The sequence below is a fragment of the Pseudomonas sp. Pseusp49 genome, assembly GCF_059491875.1.
Window position 1 is genome coordinate 5391522 of the sequence record NZ_CP168514.1, and the last position, 20335, is coordinate 5411856.

The following is a 20335-nucleotide window of genomic DNA, read 5'->3' on the forward strand; positions in this document are numbered from 1 at the left end:
CAACGCCAAAAAGCGAGGATCAGGCGAACCCTCGCTCACGCATTTGCAGCTGCATCGAGACAGCGCTACCTTAGTGCCTTGAATTTTGTTTGGCAAGCCGTCGATGAACACAACCAAGAACGATAAAAATACCCGTACCACTGGCCGCCCTACCCTGAACGAAGTTGCCCGACTGGCCGGCGTCAGCCCGATCACCGCCTCCCGCGCCCTGCGTGGCGTCAGCACCGTGGCCACCGAACTGGTGGAAAAAGTGCAGAAAGCGGCGCTGGAACTCAACTATGTCGTCAACCCTGCCGCCCGTGCCCTGGCCTCGGCCCAGAGCCATTCGGTGGTGGTGTTGGTGCCTTCATTATCCAATTTGCTGTTCATCGATACCCTGGAAGCCATTCATCAGGTTTTGCGCCCCAAGGGCTTCGAAGTACTGATCGGCAACTTCCACTACTCACGTGATGAAGAAGAAAACCTGCTGCGCAACTACATGGCCTATCAGCCACGCGGCTTGCTGCTGACCGGGTTCGACCGCACCGAAAGTTCGCGGCGGATGATCGAAGCCAGCAACATTCCCTGCGTGTACATGATGGAGCTGGACAGTGCGGCCGGGCTCAATTGCGTTGGCTTTTCGCAACTGGCGGCCGGTGAAACGGCGGCCGAACACTTGCTGTCCCGCGGTCGCAAACGCCTGGCCTACATCGGCGCGCAACTGGACCAGCGCACCTTGCTACGCGGCGAAGGTTTCCGCAAAGCCCTGCAAAAGGCCGGCTTGTACGACCCGGCACTGGAAGTGCTGACGCCCCGCCCGTCTTCGGTCGGCCTGGGCGGCGAATTGTTCTTGCAGATGATCGCCAGCCACCCGGATGTCGATGCGATCTTCTTCGGCAACGACGACCTGGCCCAGGGCGCGCTGCTCGAAGCGATGCGACACGGGATCAAGATCCCCGAGCAAGTGGCGATCCTCGGCTTCAACGACCTGCCCATGTCCGAGCACATGGTCCCGCGCCTGAGCAGCATCAACACCCCCCGTGAGGCCATCGGCCGCCGCGCGGCCGAGCAGATGCTGACGCTGATGGCCGGCAACAGCGTGGCCAGGCCGGTGCAGGACATGGGGTTTGAGTTGAAGGTGCGCGAAAGTACATAAGCACCTGCATCAATGTGGTCAGGCAAGGGACATTGTGGCGAGGGGGCTCGCCCCCGTTCGGCTGCGGAGCAGTCGTAATCCAGTTCACTTGGTTTAACTGTATGACCGCAGTGTCTGTTTTTGGGGTCGCTTCGCAACCCAACGGGGGCAAGCCCCCTCGCCACAGAAAAGCCCCCTCACCTTCGCTCAGTGTTCAATCCTGCGGATCGAGGTTATCCAGCACCCGATTCACCGCCAGTTCCGCCAGCATGATGATCTGTGCGATCGCCAGTGCCGTGTTGCGCTGGCTGCCTTCCAGAAACGTAGCAAAGTCATTGGTCATCACACTCGCCGAGGCCAGTGACTCGCAGGCGTGCGCCAACAGCGTTTCGTTATTGATGCCGGGTGAGATGGAGAACATCGGGCTGGGATTGCGTGGGGGGTTGGGCGTGGGCTTGAACATGGCAATACTCCTAGAGTAGTGGAGCTGCCACGATTCGCTGCTAGACGAAAATAAGGTGGCAGCCGTGCGCGGGCTAGCAGACCAGGACTCTAGAACCCGGTAGACCCGAAGGTCTTCCCACGCACAGCCGCCATAACGTGAACTGGCGGGCAGATCACGATGGGTGGACGTCATGCGTCTAAAGTATCCAGGCTGCTAGACCCGATCGCTGAATTTGCAGCGACACGGAACGATAGAGTCCGGATACCAGGCGCACAAGTCGGCGGATTCTGGCGTAGTTGTAGGCAAGGGTGCAAGAAAGCGTAACCTGCACAACTCATCTGAAGCCGCCCTCCTACAGCGCCTTCCTACATGCCACCACCTACAATTGCCTGTACGTCATTCTCGCTGGAGCAGAACATGGAACATGCACTGAAGATTCTCGGCAAGGCGTCGTCCATTAACGTCAGAAAAGTCCTGTGGACCTGCGAGGAACTGGGCATCACCTACGAACGCGAGGATTGGGGCAGCGGTTTTGCCTCGACCCACAGCCCGGAGTTCCTCCGGTTCAATCCCAACGCGCAGGTGCCGGTGATCATCGATGAAGCCGGGGTGTTATGGGAGTCCAATACCATCTGCCGCTACCTGGTGGGCAAACATCATCACCATCATACCGAGCTGCTGCCTGCCGAACCGGCCGCCCGCGCCCGGGTGGAACAGTGGATGGATTGGCAAGCCACCGAGCTCAATCCGTCCTGGAGATACCCGTTCATGGCGCTGGTGCGCAAGGACCCGGAATTCCAGGACCCGCATAGCCTCGAGGTCGGCATTCGCGGCTGGAACCAGAAGATGGCCATCCTCGAACACCAACTCGCGACCACCAAGGCCTATGTCGCCGGACCGCGATTTACCCTGGCCGACATCGTCATCGGCCTGTCCGTCAATCGCTGGCTGATGACCCCGATCGAGCGTCCGGACTACCCCGCCGTCGATGAGTATTTCAAACGCCTGGCGCAGCATCCCGGCTTCCTGAAGCATTGCTGCAACGGCTTGCCTTGAATGGCCGCAGGTTGCCGCCCGGCGGCAACCGCTGACCGAGACCCCGCTAGAGCCATAACGCTAACCATTTGATTTTGTTGCCTTTAACTTACGAGGCACGCTATTTGCTGAGACCACGCATCGCCATCACCCACAAGGTCTCTTCATCATGTTGGTCAATGCAAAACAATCGTTGGTGACCCCACTTCCCAAGCGTCCCGGTGACGAGCCCTCTGCCGATGCCGCCGCCGGTCTTCAGGGCGGCATGCAGGCGGTCATCGCCCAGGCCATGCAAAACAATGTGCAGGCGCAAACCACAGCCACCCAACAGGTGCAGGACTCCGCCACCCGGATCGCCACGCAGCAAGTCAGCGAGCCGGGCAAGATCAGCGACAGGGTCGACGAAGCGTTCGCCAAGACCCGCGTGAACCTGCAAGCGACAGACGCCACCCGGCTCAACGAAGGCTCGGCCACCACCGAATTCAAGGACTACATGAGCAAAACGCCTGAAGAGCGTCTGCGCGACAGTATCCTGAAAGAGATGGGCATTACCGAGGAGGACCTGAAAGCCATGCCGCCGGAGAAACAACAGGCAGTGGCGCAAGAAATTGCCGATCGCATGAAGGACAAAATGCAATTGGCGCAAGCGGATAAAGACAACGGCAGCAGTCAGGTGGTCGACAAGCTCCTCGCCTCGCTTTAAGCCTTTTTGCTTTTTTGCTTTTTTGTAGGAGCGAGCTTGCTCGCGATGGTCGTTAACGATAACGCGTGCGAACGGGATAACCGCGGCGCACTGGAGTCCATCGCCAGCAAGCTGGCTCCTACAGATTCAGTGTGGCCCCCTTGTAGGAGCTGGCTTGCCAGCGATGGTCGTTAACGATTACGCGTGTGAACTGGATAAACGCGGCACACTGGAGTCCATCGCCAGCAGGCTGGCTCCTACAGTAGTTACCGCGACTAGTTCAGTTGCAACGTCGAGTTGAACTGACTGATCGCATCCACCACATGCCGTGAGCCCTGCTGGATTTCCAGGATCACCTCCCCCGCCTCGTTCGCCAATTCCACGCCCAGGCCTGTTCGGCTCAGGCTCGATTGCATGCTCGATACCGCACTCAGCGACAAATCGTGGTTCTTGCGCACCACCTCGACGATCTCCAGCGTCGCTTGGCTGGTACGCGCCGCGAGGCTACGCACTTCATCGGCCACTACCGCAAACCCGCGCCCGTGCTCACCGGCCCGCGCCGCTTCAATCGCCGCGTTGAGTGCCAGCAGGTTGGTCTGATCGGCAATGCCGCGGATGGTCTGCACGATGGTGCCGATGATGTCGGACTGTTTGCTCACGGCATCGATACTCAGTGCCGCTTCGTTCAGGTCGCGGGAAATGTCCTGGATTATCTGCACCGTCTGCTGCACCACTTCGGAGCCCTTGCGCGCGCAGACGTCGTTTTGCACCGAGGTACTGTGGGCCGATTCGGCGGCGGTTTGCAGGGTGGTCATCTGGTGAGTGATGTCGCTGGCAAACTTGACCACTTTGTACAAACGCCCCTTGGCGTCGAACAAGGGGTTGTAGGACGCTTCGAGAAATACCGTCTGACCTTGCTTGTTCCGGCGCTCGAAACGATGGGAGTGATATTCGCCGCGGTTGAGCGAAGCCCAGAAATTGCGGTAACCCTGGGACTCGGCTTCGGCACGGTGGCAAAACAGGCTGTGATGCTGCCCTACCACTTCGTTCAGCGAGTACTGCATGGTTTTCAGGAAGTTGTCGTTGGCGCTGATGACCTTGCCTTCGGGCGTGAATTCGATCACGGCCATGGAGCGGCCGATCGCGGCGAGTCGGCTTTCGTTTTCGTGTTCCTTGTTGACCCGGTCGGTGATGTCGGTAGCGACCTTGATCACGCTCTTGACCTGCCGGTCGGGGCCCAGCACCGGCATGTAGCTGGCTTCGAGCCAGATTTCACGGCCGCTTTTGTGCAAGCGCAAAAAAGTCCCGCTCAGCGGCTCGCCCCGCGCCAGGTCGCGCCACAGTTTTGTGTAGTCGTCGCTACGGTAGTACTGCTCTTCACAAAAGATCCGGTGATGCTTGCCGCGTACGTCTTCGGCGCTGTAACCCATGGCACTGCAAAAGTTTTCATTGGCATCGATGACGATGCCATCCGGGGTGAATTCAATCATCGCCATCGAACGACTCACCGCCGCCAGCTTGGCGTTGGCCTCGGTCAGCGCACAGCTGAAGCGTTCGATTTCCAGCAGGTCAGCCTTGTGATGTAGGTTGAACATTGTTGTATCACCTTCCGCGCGATTTTTTGATTAATGAAAGTTGCAGGTCTTTCACATCCACCACTACGTTCCGTGGAACAGGCACACGCATCCCTCCAAAAAGAAGGACTAGTCAGGTGATAAACGATGATCAATCGGAGGGTCCTTACAGCGACACGCTCATCAAGACATCCTTCTCTTGATAGCCCGCATGCGGGCCAGCCCTAACAGGTTCGAATCAAATTCCATTTAGCGGACAGCTCCCTGTGTTCAAGTGTTGGTGCCTTTGATTGCGCACTCTGGCGGCAAGTCGACCGCCTCATCACGGTCGACATAGTTAGTTACACCTGATCATAGACAGCGACGAAGGGCTTGCAAGGCCACTAGTCGGCCAGTATCGAGCAGAAAAACGATTCAGCGAATTGTTGCTAATTGAGCCTGGCCAGAAGTGCCTGCATCACGGGTTCTGGAGAGGGGGATCAGCGGCCAGCGGGGAAAGCGGCACTGACCACTCAATTGGCGTAAGACTTGAGACCATTCGCGAGCAAGCCCGCTCCCACATTGGGTCTGTTGTGTCCACAAATCCTGTGGTCAACAAAGATCCCCTGTGGGAGCGGGCTTGCTCGCGAAGACGGCAGTTCAGCCATCGCAGAAACTTCAGACAGTACTACAAGCTCGCACTCACCTTGCTCGCCACCTCCCCCGGCACCCAACCCTTCCACACCTGTGGCTGCTCACGCAAAAACGCTTCGGCGACTTCGCGGGGTTTCTGGCGTTTTTCACTCATCTGGCCCAGGGTCTGGTTCAACAGATCAATCGGCAGGTCGACCTTTTCGAAGAACGTCACCAGGTCCGGGTATTGCGTCTTGAACGGTGCCGACACGCCAATGACCAGGCTCGCCGGCATCGAGCGCGTGCCTTTAGGGTTCGGGTTGTTGGCGTCGGCCAGGGTTTTCCAGGCTTCGGCGTCGAACGGCGGCTCGTCGAGCTTTACCAGTTTGAATCGCCCCAGCAGTGGCGTCGGCGACCAGTAGTAGAACAGCACCGGTTTGCCACGGCGGATCGACGACGCCACTTCTGCGTCCAGCGCTGCGCCGGAACCGGTGCGGAAGTTGACGTAGCTGGCGGTCAGGTCATAAGCCTTGAGTTTCTGGCTGTTGACGATTTCCGAGGTCCAGCCGGTGGGGCTGTTGAGGAAGCGTCCACGACTCGGGTCTTCGGGGTCGCGGAATACATCCTTGTACTTCGCCAGGTCGGCAACGGACTTGAGCTCCGGGGCCAAGGGCTTGATGCCGCGCTCGGGATCGCCCTTGATCACGTACTCCGGCACCCACCAACCTTCGGTGGCACCTTTGACCGTATCGCCGAGGCCGAAGACCTTGCCCTCGGCGGCGGCCTTGACCCAGGCCGGGCTGCGTCCGGCCCACTCTTCACCGATGACCTGGATATCGTTTTTGGCCAGCGCCGCTTCCAGGCTGACGGTGCTGCCCGGCAGCGTATCGGTCGGGTAGCCGTAACCTTTTTCAACGATCAGGCGCAGGATTTCGGTGATGAGGCTGCCGCTTTCCCATGTGATGTCGCCAAAGTGGATAGGCGCCGCTTTTTCCGTGGCCGATGCCGGGTGGGACAACAGGCTCAGGGCCAGCAGCGAACTGCCGAGCAGGGTTTTGATCGATCTCATGCGGACCTCTTGTTCTGGAGTGGGCGGTTCAGGGATTGGTTGGCGCTGTGCCGGTCGCACAGGGCCTGGGAACGGGTCATGTAGTCGCTGACCGAACGCAGGGAGATGCCCAGCGCAGCGGCAATTTGCGGATAGGTCAGGCCGTCGATCCGCGATAGCAGGAAGGTCGAGCGCACTTTGCCGGGCAGCCGCTGAAGACTGCGCTCCACACGGGTCAGGGTCTGGGACCGTTGAGCCAGTTCCTCCGGCGATTCGGCGTGGATCGGCTCGGCCTGTTGCAGTTGCTGAAGGTACTGGCGCTCCAGGTCACCTCGACGCCAACGCTGAAAGAGCAGGCGCCGGGCAATGGTGGTGAGCAGGGCTCGAGGTTCACGGATTGCCGTCAGACCAGGCGCCTGGAGCAGTTGCATGAAGGTTTCGCAGGCAATGTCTTCGACAGCGGCGGCATCGTTCAGGGACTGACGCAGGCGTGTGCAGAGCCAGTGGTAGTGGGCACGGAACAGTCCGTCCACCTGTTTGCGGTGAAGAATATCGGCGCCGGACATAGGGGCTCCTGGGTTAGGGGTCGCTGAATGTCCGGTGGTCCGGTGAGGCGAATCCTAGCAAGGAGCCTTATTCATTAATAATACTTAAAACTTATTTTTATATTCATTTATGGAATTAACCAACAGATACACCGAAACCCAGTGGGAGCGGGCTTGCCCGCGAAAAATGAACCTGTCGACCCAACATTTGAGCCCTATCGCAAATCCCCATACCCCAGCGCCTCAGCTTCACGCTGATAATCGAGCACAACCTGATAGTCGCGTTCACTGGCGGGCAGCACCTCTGGCAACCCGAGGATTTCGGCGACGTCAGGCAATTCGCGCAACGCCTGATTCATCGCCTGCAATAGCCCTTCAGCCTGCTGATCGCTGACGCTGGCGGCCGTGATGTAGGGCAACGTCGGACTCAATGCACTGCGAGCAATCACGCGCAAACCGGTCACTTCTTCCTCGGCGTATCGGGCCAGACAGGCAAATGTCACGCTATCGATGGCCGCCAGATCGGCAAGGCCTTCGCGTAACCAGCGCAGGCTTTCGCGATGACTGCCGCTGATGCCGACCTCGGCAAAAAAACGCCCGTCACACTGCAACGACGCCAACCGGTGGCGCAACAAATTCATGCCGCTGTTGGAGTCATGGCCATTGATCACGCCTCGGCTGTTGCGAAACTCCGCCAGGGTCTGGCGCGGATCATCGACCCGCCCCAGGATTAGACTGCAGTGATTGCCGCCGCTGCTGTCCGGCAGCTCGTAACGCGGCCGCCCCAGCACCCGGACTTTGCCGCGCAAGGCGGTCATCAGCGGATAGCCGCAGGTTTGGGTGAGCTGCAAATGCGGCGACAACCACATCTCCATCAGTGACAGGCCTGCGGCATCGCCGCGGGTTTCGCCCAGGTGCTCGAGGATTCGCGCCAGCCAGCGTTCGTTGGCCTGGTGGATGGGATCGGGGGCTGTGTACATCAGCAATTCGGCGATGTGTTGGGTCATCATCGTATCTCCATACAACGAAGTTCCCTGTGGGAGCGGGCTTGCCCGCGATAGCGTTGGATCAGTCACCAGGTGTGCTGGATTTGAAATCGCCATCGCGGGCAAGCCCGCTCCCACAGGGGAAAGCGTCTGGCAAAAAAATCAGTGAAACGGATGCCTCGGGCTGTCGATGGCCTTTACGCTGTATTCACGCCACAGCTGCCCATACCCCTGCACCAGGAATCCACCACTGCGCGCCAGCCATTGCTCGCGGCGGGCCCAATAGGCGCGGGGCAAGTCGTACCAGGGCAACCCCGGCAACTCGTGATGCACCAGGTGGAAATTGAGGTTCAGGAACAGCCAGCGCCACGGCCACGCCGCTTCATTGAGCACGGTACGTTGCTCCGGCGCCGCGTGAGGTCGATGTTCATAGTAGGAGCGAATCATCGCAATCGACAGCGCCGGTACGCTGATCAGCAACAGGTAATGCCACACCGGCAACAGGCTGTAGCGCGCGATGAACAGCAGCATCAACAGGGTCAAGGCGCCATGGCTGAGCCACATCAACCAGGCCTGGCGCTCGCCGTTTTTCAGGCGTTGCAGTTCTTCCCGGGCCAGCGTCAGCAAGGCGATTGGCGCACCGAGCAGAAAGCGCCCGAGCACGGTTTTGTTCAACCAGTGCAGGCCTTGTTCGAACAACGAACTGCCCTCCCACTGCTCGGCATTCAGGTAACGGCTTTCCGGATCGCGACCGGGAATGGTCAGGTCTTCATCGCGGTGATGCAGCAAATGGCTGTCGCGATACAAGGTGTAGGGATACCAGACGGCAAACGGTGCGTAGCCGAGGATTTTGTTCAACAGCGGCAAGCGGGTCGGATGACCGTGCAGCAGTTCGTGCTGCACCGACAGCCACAACACCACCACGGGAATCAGCAACAACGTGCTCAACCACAGGCCCAATGAATCACTGGCCAGAACAAGGGCGAACCACGCGCTGTACACGACAATCAACAGCAACCAGGTCGGCCATTCGGTGCGCGCGGTGAAGCGCCGACGCAGGGTTTCGATTTCTTCTTGGTAGGCGCTATCAAAGTAATGGGGCATGGCGTTGCTCAGATCGGGGACCAGTCCCCTTCTGTGCAATGGCCATGGGAAATCTTGCAGATTATTTTCAGGAGGATCGCTCCCGCATTGCGCGGGAGCGATCGGTCAGCGCAGGCTCAATGCCCGAACACATTGACCTTTTTGGCTTTCTTGTCGGCGCGCTTTTCGATAGCGGTTTTCGCCGGCTTTTTCTTGTCTGCTTTCTTTGAATCCATACCTTTGGACATGATGCGTACTCCACTCGGGGGGATGTGAGATCAGGTATACACCTATCCCGGCGCGCGTGTTCTTTTATAATCGCCGCTTTGCACACTGACAGTCCGAGACCATGCCCGACACTCAGTACGCCCTGCTCGACGAGCCGTTATGGCCATTGATGAACAAGTTCTATCGCGCTCACCAATCGTCGATGAAAGCCGTGCGCGACGCGCAGCTCTGGGTGGCCCGGCGTGACCAGATAGTTGCTGCTCTGTGTTTGCGTCCGGTGTCCGGCGGGCATTGGCTGACCGGGTTGTTTGTCGATCCGCAGTGCCGGGAGCAAGGCATAGCCGCCGAGTTGATTGCGGCTGCGGTGAAGGATTGCGAACTGCCGGTGTGGTTGTTCTGCCATCCGGACTTGCGCGGGTTTTATGAGCGGCACGGGTTTACTTTCGACCCACCGATGCCCTACGCGATGGTTGAACGGTTGAGCCGGTATGCGCGCAGCAAGCCGATGATTGCGATGGGGTTGGCACCTTCTCAAGCCTAATGAAGGTCGAATGTGGGAGCGGCGGTGCGACGATTCGACTTGCTCGCGAAGGCGGTGTGTCAGTCACCATCAGTTTTGACTGTTAAACCGCTTTCGCGAGCAAGCCCGCTCCCACAGGGTTTTGCGGCGATTTAATCGTCGGCGTTGGGGTCCAGGTCCGGGAACATCACTTCGGTGAAGCCGAACTTGCTGAAGTCGGTGATGCGCGACGGGTACAGGCGGCCGATCAGGTGGTCGCACTCATGCTGCACCACCCGTGCATGGAACCCCGAAGCAACGCGCACGATGGGTTCGCCCTTGGGGTCGACACCTTCGTAGCGGATCTGCTGGTAACGCTGCACCGCGCCGCGCAGGCCGGGCACGGATAAACAGCCTTCGAAGCCCTCCTCCATGATCGGGCTCAGCGGCGTGATCAAGGGGTTGATCAGGATCGTCTGCGGCACGGCCTCGGCATCCGGATAACGCTCGCTGTGCTCGAAACCGAAGATCACCAGTTGCAGGTCGACGCCGATCTGCGGAGCCGCCAGGCCAACGCCCCCCACACTCTCCATGGTCTGGAACATGTCATCGATCAGTTGCCACAGCTCGGGGCTGTCGAACATCTCGGCCGGCACCGGCGGGGCAATGCGCAGCAGGCGCTCGTCGCCCATTTTCAGAATTTCACGAATCATGATCAGGTTTCATCAATGGTCGGTTTGATTGAGTGATCGCGGCCCAGGCCCGAGACGTGGTGTTTTTCCTCATGGACGGGACCATGCTCGCCAGCCACTTTTTCGCCAGGGTCCTTGCCCTCTCGCGACATGTGTTCGATCACCGCGTTCATCTCCGCACCCAGCAGCAGCACCGCGGCGGAAATGTAGAAGTACAGCAACAGCACGATGATCGCACCGATACTGCCATACATGGCGTTGTAGTTGGCGAACTCCTTGACGTACAAACCGAAACCCAGGGAGGCAATGATCCACACCACCACCGCCAGCACCGAGCCCGGCGTGATGAAGCGGAATTCCTGTTTGACGTCGGGCATGACGAAGTAGATCAACGCCACCGCGACCATCAGCAGAATCACGATCACCGGCCAGCGCAAGAGGGTCCAGAGCGTGACGATGAAGTACTCAAGGCCGACTTGCGCAGCGATCCAGCCCATCACCTGCGGCCCGAGCACCATCAGTGCCGCGGCGATCAGCAGCATGCCGGCAATGCCGACGGTGTAGATGATCGACAACGGAAAGCGCTTCCATAGCGGGCGCCCTTCAACCACGTCGTAGGCCGCGTTCATCGCGCTCATCATCAGCCGCACACCGGCGGAGGCGGTATACAGCGCAATCACGATACCCACCGAGAGCAAACCACCCTTGGACTGCTGAAGCTGGTCGATCACCGGGTTGACCTGTTCCAGCGCCTGGGGCGGCAGCACCAGTTCCGATTGCAGGCGCAGCCAGGAAAAGAAGTCCGGCAGGTGCAGGAAGCCGATCAGGGCGATCAGGAACAGGATGAACGGAAACAGCGAAAACAGCATTTGATAGGCCAGCGCCGAGGCATAGGTCGACATCTCGTCGGCGACGAACTCGGTGACCGTGCGCATCATCACACGGTGCAGGGGCATGCCTCTCATGTCCGGAAAAATCATTCGCGTCTCCATTCGCCGCATATGGATTTGGGTTGGAGTCGTGGTGACTCAGGGGCCGTTTTCTATCATCAAGGTAGCCCAGTTGGCGACTTTGAAACAATTTCAGGATGCAAGTTCAGGCTGACACAAAAACGGCCATCCGAGATGGCCGCGTCGTGTTTCCATTAAACGGCCGGATCACGCGTCGTCGATACCTTTTTTAAGCGCATCCTTGGCCTTGCCCACTGCTTGCTGGGCCTCGCCTTTCTTTTCCTGCATCACGCCCTCGGCACGCAACTTGTCGTTGCCGGTGGCCTTGCCGACGCCCTGCTTGACGTTGCCGGCGGCTTCATTGGCCATGCCTTTGACTTTATCGCTTGTGCTACCCATGGTGATTCTCCTGCGAACAGTTCAGTGGGAAGAAAAGTCGTTACACAAGGTTGACCGGGGGCTTTTGCAGGGAGTTTCATTTATTTTCACCACGACATTTCATCGTTCAGTGCAGGTTGCGCTTTATGTTTGCGGGACAACCCCCGAGAATGCGCAACACGTTCAGGCCATGGCGCTGAAGATCCAATCCCGTAGGAATGTTATGAAACTCGATAAAAAGCAGGCCATTGCCCGCAGAAACCAGGAACTCGGCGGTGCTGTGCTTGGCGTCAACAACTGCCACTTCGCCGAATTGAACCGTAATCGCAACATCTGGTGGTTCGACCTCCCGGTGACGCGCCTGGCAATCGGTCAGTACGAGTGGATCCACCTGCTGATGCACACGCCGGCCACCGACGAGCTGCTGCACCTGAAAGTGCCGACCGTGTTCCTGCGCGAAAAGCTCGAAGGGCTGGTGGTGCGCAATGAAGGCAAGCGCAAGGCGGCATTGAGCCTGGAACTGAGCGCCGACAAGGACTCCTTCCTTCAAGACATGCGCCCGGCGGGCACCAACGTCAACTTCGCGCCGTTTCGCCAATAAAAGCAAAAGCTTCGTCGGAACGCCGCCCGGAGCAAGCCCGCTCCCACATTTAACCGGGTTCCTCCAGGAGGAATGCGATCAAATGTGGGAGCGGGCTTGCTCGCGAAAGCGGTCTGACAGACACCACTGAGCTTTCAGACAAACAAAAAAAGCCCCGCATCTGCGGGGCTTTTTGTCGATTACGCGGTGGCTTTCTTCGCGTTGATCTTCTTCAGCTCTTCATCGCGCAATTCACGACGCAGGATCTTGCCGACGTTGGTGGTCGGCAGTGCATCGCGGAACTCCACGGAGCGCGGGACCTTGTAGCCGGTGACGTTGGCGCGCATGTGCTCCATCACCTGTTCCTTGGTCAGGGTCACGCCTGGCTTGGCGACGATGAAAATCTTGATCGCTTCGCCCGACTTCTCGTCCGGTACACCGATGGCCGCGCATTGCAGCACGCCCGGCAGGGTCGCCAGCACGTCTTCGAGTTCGTTCGGGTATACGTTGAAACCGGACACCAGGATCATGTCTTTCTTGCGATCGACAATGCGCATGTAGCCATCAGGCTGGATCAGTGCGATGTCACCGGTCTTCAACCAGCCTTCACTGTCGAGGATCTCATCGGTGGCTTCCTGGCGTTGCCAGTAACCCTTCATGACCTGCGGCCCCTTCACGCACAGCTCGCCGATTTCGCCCATCGGTTGTTCGACACCGGCATCGTTGACGATTTTGCACAGGGTCGACGGCACCGGAATGCCGATGGTGCCGATCTGGATGTTCTGGATCGGGTTGACCGTGGCCACCGGGCTGGTTTCGGTCATGCCGTAGCCTTCGCAGATGGCGCAACCGGTGACCGCCTTCCAGCGTTCGGCCGCGGCCAGTTGCAGGGCCATGCCGCCCGACAAGGTGACTTTCAGCGCGGAGAAGTCCAGCTTGCGGAAGCCTTCGTTGTTGCACAGGGCCACGAACAAGGTGTTCAAACCGACGAAGCCGCTGAACTTCCACTTCGACAGTTCCTTGACCATCGCCGGCAGGTCACGCGGGTTACTGATCAGGATGTTGTGGTTGCCGATCAGCATCATCGCCATGCAGTGAAAAGTGAAGGCATAGATGTGGTACAGCGGCAGCGGTGTGATCAGGATCTCGCAACCTTCATTGAGGTTGGAACCCATCAGCGCCTTGCACTGCAGCATGTTCGCCACCAGGTTGCGGTGGGTCAGCATCGCGCCCTTGGCCACACCGGTGGTGCCGCCGGTGTATTGCAGCACCGCGACATCGCTGCTGGCCGGATTGGCTTCTGCCACTGGCTGGCCCTGGCCTTTGCTCAGCACGTCGTTGAACTTGACGGCTTTGGGCAAGTGATAGGCCGGCACCATCTTCTTCACGTACTTGATGACGCTGTTGACCAGCAGGCGCTTGAGCGGCGGCAGCAGGTCGGCGACTTCGGTGACGATCACGTGCTTGACGCCGGTTTTCGGCACCACGGTTTCCGCCAGGTGCGCCATGTTGGCGAGGCAGACCAGGGCCTTGGCACCGGAGTCGTTGAATTGGTGTTCCATCTCCCGCGCGGTGTACAGCGGGTTGGTGTTGACCACGATCAGCCCGGCGCGGATGGCGCCGAAGACGGCAACCGGGTACTGCAACACGTTGGGCAGTTGCACGGCGATTCGATCGCCTGGCTGCAAATCGGTATGCTGTTGCAGGTAAGCGGCAAACGCACCGGACAATTCGTACAGTTCACCGTAGGTGAGTGTCTTGCCCAGGTTGCTGAATGCCGGCTTGTTGGCGAAGCGTTGGCAGGATTGCTTCAACACTGCCTGAATATTCGGATACTCGTCTGGATTGATGTCGGCAGCAATTCCAGCTGGGTACTTATCCTTCCAAAAGTCTTCGATCATGGAAGCCCACTCCTCAGCAACGCGAATTCAGCACCGCATTTGATGCGATTATTATTGGTGTTTGGCCATTGGTGAATCTGGCTGATAGAAGGCCGAGAAGTCACAAAGCGCGCCGAGAGTAGCAGCTTTGCCAAGGGTCGACTAGAGCCAAAAGCGGCCTCTACGGTCACATTTGTGACTCAAGACTTACAAATAGTCATTTTAGAGCAAAGATTCTATACCTGCCTTGAAAGCCTCGTAAATTGGGGGCTCAAAGCAAAAGATCGCAGCCTTCGGCAGCTCCTACAAGGATCGCATTCCTCTGTAGGAGCTGCCGAAGGCTGCGATCTTTCGGGACCGCCTCGATCTACAACCGGCTACGCGATATCACGCAACTCCCGCCGCAAAATTTTGCCCACCGGCGTCATCGGCAGCGACTCACGCAGCACGATGTGCTTCGGTACTTTGTACGCCGTGAAGTTCTCCTTGCAGTAAGCCTTCAGTTCTTCAAGGCTGACGCCCGCTTCACGGGCCACCACGAACAGCTTCACCGCCTCCCCCGACCGTTCGTCAGGCACACCGATGACCGCACAGTTGGCGACGTTCGGGTGAGCCATCACCACGTCTTCGATCTCGTTCGGGTACACGTTGAAACCCGAGACAATGATCATGTCCTTCTTGCGGTCAACGATGCGCACGAAACCGTCCGGGTCGATCACCGCAATGTCTCCGGACTTGAACCAGCCCTCGGCATCCAGCACTTCGGCCGTGGCTTCAGGTTTCTGCCAGTAGCCCTTCATGATCTGAGGGCCCTTGATGCACAACTCGCCGCGTTCCCCCAAAGGTTGTTCGACGCCGTCATCGCTGATGACTTTCAGCGTGGTGCCCGGCACCGGCAGGCCGACCGTGCCGATCCGGGACTGTTCGCCATAGGGGTTGGTACAAGCCACCGGCGAGGTTTCGGTCAGGCCGTAACCTTCGGTGATGCGGCAACCGGTCAGTTGTTCCCAGCGCTCGGCCGTAGCCTTGACCAGTGCGGTGCCGCCGGAGTTGGTGAGCTTGAGGCTGGAGAAGTCCAGGGTCTTGAAATCCGGGTGATCCATCAGCGCGACGAACAGCGTGTTGAGCCCCAGCAGCGCCGAGAACCGCCAGTTCTTCAACTCCTTGATGAAGCCGGCGATGTCCCGTGGATTGGTGATCAGCACGTTGTGGTTGCCCGTCACCATCATGCACATGCAGTTCGCCGTGAAGGCATAGATGTGGTACAGCGGCAGCGGCGCGATCATCACCTCCTGGCCTTCACGCAGCAGCGGCTGACCGTCGCTGGCCGACTGGCTGAGGCAGGCCCGTGCCTGCTGCATGTTCGCCACCAGGTTGCCGTGGGTCAGCATCGCGCCCTTGGCCAGGCCCGTGGTGCCACCGGTGTATTGCAGCACGGCGATGTCGTCGAGGCCGACCTTCAGCGGCTTGATGCCCAGGCCACGGCCCATGCGCAATGCGCTCTTGAAAGAGACGGCCTGAGGCAAGGAATAGTCCGGGACCATCTTCTTGACCTTGCTCACCACCGTGTTGACCAACCAACCCTTGGCGGTGGGCATCAGGTCGCCCATCTTCGCTTCGATCAGGTACTGGATGTCAGTGTCGGGGAGCACTTCCTGGACTTTCTGGCCGAACACGTTCAGGTACACCAGCGCCCGGGCACCGGAATCCTTGAACTGGTGACGCATTTCCCGCGCGGTGTACAACGGGTTGGTGTTGACCACGATCAACCCGGCGCGCAAAGCGCCGAACACGGCAATGGGGTAATGCAGGACGTTGGGCATCTGCACGGCGATGCGGTCACCCGGCACCAGGTCGGTATGGGCTTGCAGGTAGCCGGCGAAAGCAGCGCTCTGGCGTTCCAGTTCGGCGTAGGTCAGCGTCACGCCCATGTTGCTGAACGCAGGGCGGTCAGCAAACTTCTTGCAGGAACGCTCGAACACCTCGATCACCGACTTGTAGGCACCCAGATCGATATCCAGGGGGACGCCGGCCGGGCGTTTGTCATTCCAGAAATCAGGTTGCATTGTTCTTGTCCTCTTTACCTGAATCTATCCGGGGCCGCTTTTCTGTCATTTCTCCCTGATCCCTCAAAGGCAGAAAGCGAAAAGCGGAGCTTCACGGACACTAGCAGCTATGGCGATTCAGGCAAATATGCGCAAAGCCGTCATTGACCGTGTGAATCTTCCTGCCTTGCTGTGGGCTGATCAGACGCATGCAACGGGATGCGCTATACAATGCAACGACTCAGTGCAAAGGAACCGCCATGATCCATGACACTTTCTGGCTGACCACGAGCGACCACAGCCGCCTCTTCGTCAACCAGTGGCTACCCGACGGCAGTCTCAAGGCAATGATTCTGCTGGCCCATGGCATGGCCGAACACAGCGGCCGTTATGGAGCCCTTGCGGAAAAACTCTGTGATCAGGGCTATGGCGTGTGTGCGCCGGACCTGCGTGGACATGGCAAAACTGCCGAAAACGGGACCCTGGGGCATTTCGCCGATGACGACGGCTGGTGCAAGGTCGTCAGCGACCTGGCGTGCCTCAACCAGCACATCGGCCAGCAGCACCCTGGCATACCGATCGTGCTGCTCGGTCACAGCATGGGCAGTTACATTGCCCAGGCCTATCTGCTGCACCACAGTGCCAGCCTGCACGGGGCAATCCTCAGCGGCTCGAACTTCCAGCCCGTGGCGCTTTATCGCGCGGCACGGCAAATCGCCCGTTTCGAACGCCTGCGCCAGGGCGGCAAAGGCCGCAGCGCATTGATCGAATGGCTGTCGTTCGGTTCGTTCAACAACAAATTCAAACCGGCACGCACGCCGTTCGACTGGCTCAGCCGTGATCCGGCGCAGGTCGACCTGTACGTCAACGACCCGCTCTGCGGTTTCCGCTGCACCAATCAACTGTGGATCGATTTGCTCGGTGGCTTGCAGCAAATCAGCAAAGCGTCCAATCTCGCCCAGATCGACCCGGGCCTGCCGCTGCTGGTGATTGGCGGTGAATGTGATCCGGTGAGCGAAGGCAAACGTCTCAAGGATCTGGCCGACGCGTTGCGGGCGGCCGGCAGCCGGCACCTGCAACTGACCGTTTACCCGCAGGCACGGCACGAACTGTTCAACGAGAGCAACCGCGATGAAATCGTCGCCGATGTGCTGAACTGGATCGCCCAGGTCTTGAGCACCCCTCGGCCGCACCGAGCCGAATAGTTATTTTGTGAATTTTTTAATTCGTCACAGGAATTGAGACAGATGACCCAGGTTACCAACACCCCTTACGAAGCCCTCGAAGTGGGCCAGACCGCCAGCTTCAGCAAGACGGTCGAAGAGCGTGACATCCAGTTGTTCGCCGCGATGTCCGGCGATCACAACCCGGTGCACCTGGATGCCGAATACGCCGCCAGCACCATGTTCAAGGAGCGCATCGCCCATGGCATGTTCAGCGGTGCGTTGATTAGCGCGGCGGTCGCCTGCGAATTGCCTGGGCCGGGGACCATCTACATCGGCCAGACAATGAGCTTTCAGAAACCGGTGAAGATCGGCGACACCCTGACCGTGCGCCTGGAGATTCTGGAAAAGCTGCCGAAGTTTCGCGTGCGCATTGCTACTCGCGTGTTCAATCAGCGGGATGAACTGGTGGTGGATGGCGAAGCGGAAATCCTCGCGCCACGCAAGCAACAGAGCGTGACGCTGACGGAGCTGCCGGCGATCAGCATCGGCTGATTGACGTGGGGTAAAAACAAACCTTGTGGGAGCGGGCTTGCTCGCGAAGGCGGCGTGTCAGTCACTATTAATGGTGACTGACACGCCGCCTTCGCGAGCAAGCCCGCTCCCACAGGTTTTATCGATTTGCCTTACGAACGCGCACGCGCCTGGTTACGCAGGGCCTTGACCTGATCGTGATTGCGTTGCACGCCATGGTACTGGCGCTCAACCAGGTCACGAATGCCCACCAGGTTGTGCTTGTTGATTTTCTCCATGGCATCCCGATAAGCCTTCAACGCATGGTCTTCACCGCGCTCGGCTTCATTGAGCACGGCCTCCTCGCCCTTGCCGGTGAACATCGACTTCACGTCGACCCAGCGACGGTGCAGGTCGCCGCTGACACTGGTGGAGGTTTCCGGATCGCCACCCATCGAACGCACCGCGGACTGCAGCTCTGCAGCGGCCGTAGCACAATCGGTCGAACGCTTGATAAACAGCGTTTTGAGTTCAGGGTGCTTGATGTCTTCAGCGCAAGTCTTGAACCCGGCCTGACCGTCCTTGCTGGTTTCAATCAGGTCGTTGAGTACAGAAATCGCTTCTTTATTCATGTCAGTCATTTTTCAATTCCTTCGGTGGATGAAAGATGCAATGAGTACTGCACCCTGCATGCCAGCTCGGAATCGTTTAACTAGTCTTTGTTTTTCAAACAGTTATCCATTCTCAAAAAATCTGTATCCGTTTTATTTGCATGATCTGTCATTTGGCCTGCATGCAGAATGCCTGTATTTTCCAGATTGACTGAATCAAGACGACCGATCGATGAATCCTGAAAAGCTCGAACTGCTGATCACCCGTGAAATGCCCTTCGGCAAATACAAGGGTCGAATCATTGCCGACCTGCCCGGCCCTTACCTGAACTGGTTCGCCCGGGAGGGTTTCCCTCACGGCGAATTGGGCGGCCTGCTGGCCTTGATGCAGGAAATCGATCACAACGGTTTGTCGGACTTGCTCGAACCGCTGCGCGCCAAACACGGCAAACCGGCCCCGCGTCACTGAATCATCTACCGAGCACCCTCATGCCTGACAACACCCGCCGTGCCCGTGATGAAGCCTTCTGGCAAACCTTTGCCGACCGCTACGATGTCGAACCCGGCCCGCTCAACCTGGAGAACGGTTACTTCGGACGCATGTCGCGCACGGTCGTCGAGGAGTACCAACGCAACATCGAGCTGATCAATCGCAGCAATTCGGTGTACGTGCGCCAGCGCTTCGAACAGGGCGACAGCCTGAAGATCCGTGCGCAACTGGCCAGGTTGACAGGCGTCCCCGGCGACAGCATCGCCCTGACCCGCAACGCGTCGGAAGGTTTGCAGTCGCTGATCCGCAACTACAACCGGCTGCAGCCCGGCGATCAGGTACTGTTTTGCGATCTGGAATACGACACGGTCAAAGGCGCCATGCGCTGGCTGGCGCGCAATCGCGGCGTTGAAGTGATCGAAATCGAACACGCACACCCGGCCACCTTCGACAGCCTGCTGAACACCTACCGCGAAACCTTCGCACGGCACCCACGGCTGAAGTTGATGGCCCTGACCCACGTCACCCATCGCACGGGCCTGGTGATGCCGGTGCAGGCGATTGCAGCCGCTGCAAAGGAGCATGGCATTGACGTCATCCTCGACGGTGCCCATGCCCTCGGCCAACTCGAATTTGACCTGACCGAACTGGGTATCGCCTTCGCCGGCTACAACCTGCACAAGTGGATCGGCGCACCGCTGACGCTCGGCTATATCTACATCGCCCCCGAACGCCTGGCCGACATCGACCCGGACATGGGCGAGATGCATTTCCCGCTCACCGACATCCGCGCCCGGACCTCGTACAGCACCCCCAACATTCCGGCGCTGCTGACCCTGCCGCTGGTGCTCGAAGAACATTGGGCAATGGGAGGGGCCGCGGCCAAGGGCGCGCGGCTCAATTATCTGCGCGACCGCTGGGTCAGTGCGGCGCGGCGCTTGCCGGGCGTTGAAGTCCTGACTCCGGACGACCCGCGCCTGTATTGCGGCATCACCTCGATGCGCTTTACCCGGCAGGCCGACCAGCAAGTCATGACCGAGCGCCTGCTCAATGAGTACAACCTGTTCACCGTGACCCGCAGCGGTGCGGCATGCGGTCCGTGCATCCGCATTACACCGGGGCTGACGACCAGGGCCGCCGACATGGATGTGCTGGTCAGGGCACTGACTGAACTGGCCTGAC

At 59.1% G+C, this 20335-nt stretch carries 21 protein-coding genes and 1 pseudogene; 9 read left to right on the forward strand and 13 right to left on the reverse strand.

The window, feature by feature from the left end:
- Window positions 1-103 precede the first annotated feature (103 nt).
- The gene (gene gntR, locus ACEN83_RS23940; protein ID WP_495578615.1) at window positions 104-1135 is read left to right on the forward strand and encodes an HTH-type transcriptional regulator GntR; all 1032 of its coding nucleotides are present in this window, start codon (window positions 104-106) and stop codon (window positions 1133-1135) included.
- Between the two features lie 193 nt (window positions 1136-1328).
- On the opposite strand, the gene ACEN83_RS23945 is transcribed toward gntR, so the two are convergent.
- Window positions 1329-1577 (reverse strand): DUF6124 family protein, encoded by a 249-nt coding sequence (locus tag ACEN83_RS23945; RefSeq protein ID WP_007974480.1) that lies wholly within the window; start codon window positions 1575-1577, stop codon window positions 1329-1331.
- A 399-nt stretch (window positions 1578-1976) separates the two neighbouring features.
- Between ACEN83_RS23945 and ACEN83_RS23950 the strand changes: the two genes are divergently transcribed.
- Window positions 1977-2615: a glutathione S-transferase family protein gene (locus ACEN83_RS23950; RefSeq protein ID WP_495578616.1), complete on the forward strand. Its 639-nt coding sequence runs from the start codon at window positions 1977-1979 to the stop codon at window positions 2613-2615.
- 148 nt (window positions 2616-2763) lie between these two features.
- Entirely contained in the window at window positions 2764-3297 is a 534-nt protein-coding gene (locus ACEN83_RS23955; protein WP_495578617.1) for a hypothetical protein, read from the forward strand.
- Between the two features lie 254 nt (window positions 3298-3551).
- Here the strand turns inward: ACEN83_RS23955 and ACEN83_RS23960 are convergent, their stop codons facing one another.
- The 6 genes and pseudogenes from ACEN83_RS23960 to ACEN83_RS23985 all read right to left on the reverse strand — a co-directional run bounded on the left by ACEN83_RS23960 (window position 3552) and on the right by ACEN83_RS23985 (window position 9145).
- Window positions 3552-4091: a methyl-accepting chemotaxis protein gene (locus ACEN83_RS23960; protein WP_227698141.1), complete on the reverse strand. Its 540-nt coding sequence runs from the start codon at window positions 4089-4091 to the stop codon at window positions 3552-3554.
- A gap of 6 nt (window positions 4092-4097) precedes the next feature.
- A pseudogene (locus tag ACEN83_RS23965) lies at window positions 4098-4871 on the reverse strand (PAS domain-containing protein); the annotation flags it as partial.
- A gap of 646 nt (window positions 4872-5517) precedes the next feature.
- Window positions 5518-6531 carry an ABC transporter substrate-binding protein gene (locus ACEN83_RS23970; protein ID WP_495578618.1) on the reverse strand — a complete coding sequence of 338 codons (1014 nt, stop codon included), beginning with the start codon at window positions 6529-6531 and terminating at the stop codon, window positions 5518-5520.
- A complete protein-coding gene (locus tag ACEN83_RS23975) occupies window positions 6528-7076 on the reverse strand; it encodes a sigma-70 family RNA polymerase sigma factor (RefSeq protein WP_495578619.1) in 549 nt (182 codons plus the stop codon). Before ACEN83_RS23975 ends, ACEN83_RS23970 begins: the two co-directional genes overlap by 4 nt.
- Before the next feature lie 194 nt (window positions 7077-7270).
- Window positions 7271-8062, reverse strand: coding sequence for a phosphate/phosphite/phosphonate ABC transporter substrate-binding protein (locus tag ACEN83_RS23980; RefSeq protein WP_495578620.1), 792 nt, complete (start codon window positions 8060-8062; stop codon window positions 7271-7273).
- A gap of 141 nt (window positions 8063-8203) precedes the next feature.
- The gene (locus ACEN83_RS23985; protein ID WP_495578621.1) at window positions 8204-9145 is read right to left on the reverse strand and encodes a fatty acid desaturase; all 942 of its coding nucleotides are present in this window, start codon (window positions 9143-9145) and stop codon (window positions 8204-8206) included.
- A gap of 328 nt (window positions 9146-9473) precedes the next feature.
- On the opposite strand from ACEN83_RS23985, the gene ACEN83_RS23990 reads away from it, so the two are divergent.
- Window positions 9474-9893 (forward strand): GNAT family N-acetyltransferase, encoded by a 420-nt coding sequence (locus tag ACEN83_RS23990; protein ID WP_495578622.1) that lies wholly within the window; start codon window positions 9474-9476, stop codon window positions 9891-9893.
- Between the two features lie 131 nt (window positions 9894-10024).
- Here ACEN83_RS23990 and def read toward each other — a convergent pair whose 3' ends face one another.
- The 3 genes from def to ACEN83_RS24005 form a co-directional block, all read right to left on the reverse strand.
- Complete coding sequence (gene def / locus ACEN83_RS23995) at window positions 10025-10564, reverse strand: peptide deformylase (RefSeq protein ID WP_015096556.1); 540 nt, start codon at window positions 10562-10564, stop codon at window positions 10025-10027.
- Between the two features lie 2 nt (window positions 10565-10566).
- Window positions 10567-11523, reverse strand: coding sequence for a YihY/virulence factor BrkB family protein (locus ACEN83_RS24000; protein WP_495578623.1), 957 nt, complete (start codon window positions 11521-11523; stop codon window positions 10567-10569).
- Between the two features lie 177 nt (window positions 11524-11700).
- Window positions 11701-11892 carry a CsbD family protein gene (locus ACEN83_RS24005; protein WP_007974460.1) on the reverse strand — a complete coding sequence of 64 codons (192 nt, stop codon included), beginning with the start codon at window positions 11890-11892 and terminating at the stop codon, window positions 11701-11703.
- A gap of 202 nt (window positions 11893-12094) precedes the next feature.
- On the opposite strand from ACEN83_RS24005, the gene ACEN83_RS24010 reads away from it, so the two are divergent.
- Complete coding sequence (locus ACEN83_RS24010) at window positions 12095-12472, forward strand: hypothetical protein (RefSeq protein WP_008054262.1); 378 nt, start codon at window positions 12095-12097, stop codon at window positions 12470-12472.
- A 179-nt stretch (window positions 12473-12651) separates the two neighbouring features.
- Here the strand turns inward: ACEN83_RS24010 and fadD1 are convergent, their stop codons facing one another.
- Window positions 12652-14352, reverse strand: coding sequence for a long-chain-fatty-acid--CoA ligase FadD1 (gene fadD1 / locus ACEN83_RS24015; RefSeq protein WP_102700520.1), 1701 nt, complete (start codon window positions 14350-14352; stop codon window positions 12652-12654).
- A gap of 356 nt (window positions 14353-14708) precedes the next feature.
- Complete coding sequence (gene fadD2, locus ACEN83_RS24020; protein ID WP_102700519.1) at window positions 14709-16397, reverse strand: long-chain-fatty-acid--CoA ligase FadD2; 1689 nt, start codon at window positions 16395-16397, stop codon at window positions 14709-14711.
- Window positions 16398-16636: 239 nt separating this feature from the next.
- On the opposite strand from fadD2, the gene ACEN83_RS24025 reads away from it, so the two are divergent.
- Entirely contained in the window at window positions 16637-17581 is a 945-nt protein-coding gene (locus tag ACEN83_RS24025) for an alpha/beta hydrolase (protein ID WP_495578624.1), read from the forward strand.
- A gap of 42 nt (window positions 17582-17623) precedes the next feature.
- Window positions 17624-18094 carry a MaoC family dehydratase gene (locus tag ACEN83_RS24030; RefSeq protein WP_095967928.1) on the forward strand — a complete coding sequence of 157 codons (471 nt, stop codon included), beginning with the start codon at window positions 17624-17626 and terminating at the stop codon, window positions 18092-18094.
- Between the two features lie 131 nt (window positions 18095-18225).
- Here ACEN83_RS24030 and ACEN83_RS24035 read toward each other — a convergent pair whose 3' ends face one another.
- Window positions 18226-18693, reverse strand: coding sequence for a ferritin-like domain-containing protein (locus ACEN83_RS24035; RefSeq protein ID WP_116582939.1), 468 nt, complete (start codon window positions 18691-18693; stop codon window positions 18226-18228).
- 202 nt (window positions 18694-18895) lie between these two features.
- On the opposite strand from ACEN83_RS24035, the gene ACEN83_RS24040 reads away from it, so the two are divergent.
- Both ACEN83_RS24040 and ACEN83_RS24045 read left to right on the forward strand, forming a co-directional pair.
- On the forward strand, window positions 18896-19132 hold the full coding sequence (locus ACEN83_RS24040) for a DUF3820 family protein (protein ID WP_003227425.1): 237 nt from the start codon (window positions 18896-18898) through the stop codon (window positions 19130-19132).
- Between the two features lie 20 nt (window positions 19133-19152).
- Window positions 19153-20334: an aminotransferase class V-fold PLP-dependent enzyme gene (locus tag ACEN83_RS24045; RefSeq protein ID WP_495578625.1), complete on the forward strand. Its 1182-nt coding sequence runs from the start codon at window positions 19153-19155 to the stop codon at window positions 20332-20334.
- The last annotated feature ends 1 nt before the right edge of the window (window position 20335 follow it).

Excerpts from the sequence above, each read along its gene's own strand:
- gntR (WP_495578615.1), top strand. The coding sequence starts at position 104 with ATGAACACAACCAAGAACGATAAAAATACCCGTACCACTGGCCGCCCT.
- ACEN83_RS23945 (WP_007974480.1), bottom strand. The coding sequence starts at position 1,577 with ATGTTCAAGCCCACGCCCAACCCCCCACGCAATCCCAGCCCGATGTTC.
- ACEN83_RS23950 (WP_495578616.1), top strand. The coding sequence starts at position 1,977 with ATGGAACATGCACTGAAGATTCTCGGCAAGGCGTCGTCCATTAACGTC.
- ACEN83_RS23955 (WP_495578617.1), top strand. The coding sequence starts at position 2,764 with ATGTTGGTCAATGCAAAACAATCGTTGGTGACCCCACTTCCCAAGCGT.
- ACEN83_RS23960 (WP_227698141.1), bottom strand. The coding sequence starts at position 4,091 with ATGACCACCCTGCAAACCGCCGCCGAATCGGCCCACAGTACCTCGGTG.
- ACEN83_RS23970 (WP_495578618.1), bottom strand. The coding sequence starts at position 6,531 with ATGAGATCGATCAAAACCCTGCTCGGCAGTTCGCTGCTGGCCCTGAGC.
- ACEN83_RS23975 (WP_495578619.1), bottom strand. The coding sequence starts at position 7,076 with ATGTCCGGCGCCGATATTCTTCACCGCAAACAGGTGGACGGACTGTTC.
- ACEN83_RS23980 (WP_495578620.1), bottom strand. The coding sequence starts at position 8,062 with ATGACCCAACACATCGCCGAATTGCTGATGTACACAGCCCCCGATCCC.
- ACEN83_RS23985 (WP_495578621.1), bottom strand. The coding sequence starts at position 9,145 with ATGCCCCATTACTTTGATAGCGCCTACCAAGAAGAAATCGAAACCCTG.
- ACEN83_RS23990 (WP_495578622.1), top strand. The coding sequence starts at position 9,474 with ATGCCCGACACTCAGTACGCCCTGCTCGACGAGCCGTTATGGCCATTG.
- def (WP_015096556.1), bottom strand. The coding sequence starts at position 10,564 with ATGATTCGTGAAATTCTGAAAATGGGCGACGAGCGCCTGCTGCGCATT.
- ACEN83_RS24000 (WP_495578623.1), bottom strand. The coding sequence starts at position 11,523 with ATGATTTTTCCGGACATGAGAGGCATGCCCCTGCACCGTGTGATGATG.
- ACEN83_RS24005 (WP_007974460.1), bottom strand. The coding sequence starts at position 11,892 with ATGGGTAGCACAAGCGATAAAGTCAAAGGCATGGCCAATGAAGCCGCC.
- ACEN83_RS24010 (WP_008054262.1), top strand. The coding sequence starts at position 12,095 with ATGAAACTCGATAAAAAGCAGGCCATTGCCCGCAGAAACCAGGAACTC.
- fadD1 (WP_102700520.1), bottom strand. The coding sequence starts at position 14,352 with ATGATCGAAGACTTTTGGAAGGATAAGTACCCAGCTGGAATTGCTGCC.
- fadD2 (WP_102700519.1), bottom strand. The coding sequence starts at position 16,397 with ATGCAACCTGATTTCTGGAATGACAAACGCCCGGCCGGCGTCCCCCTG.
- ACEN83_RS24025 (WP_495578624.1), top strand. The coding sequence starts at position 16,637 with ATGATCCATGACACTTTCTGGCTGACCACGAGCGACCACAGCCGCCTC.
- ACEN83_RS24030 (WP_095967928.1), top strand. The coding sequence starts at position 17,624 with ATGACCCAGGTTACCAACACCCCTTACGAAGCCCTCGAAGTGGGCCAG.
- ACEN83_RS24035 (WP_116582939.1), bottom strand. The coding sequence starts at position 18,693 with ATGACTGACATGAATAAAGAAGCGATTTCTGTACTCAACGACCTGATT.
- ACEN83_RS24040 (WP_003227425.1), top strand. The coding sequence starts at position 18,896 with ATGAATCCTGAAAAGCTCGAACTGCTGATCACCCGTGAAATGCCCTTC.
- ACEN83_RS24045 (WP_495578625.1), top strand. The coding sequence starts at position 19,153 with ATGCCTGACAACACCCGCCGTGCCCGTGATGAAGCCTTCTGGCAAACC.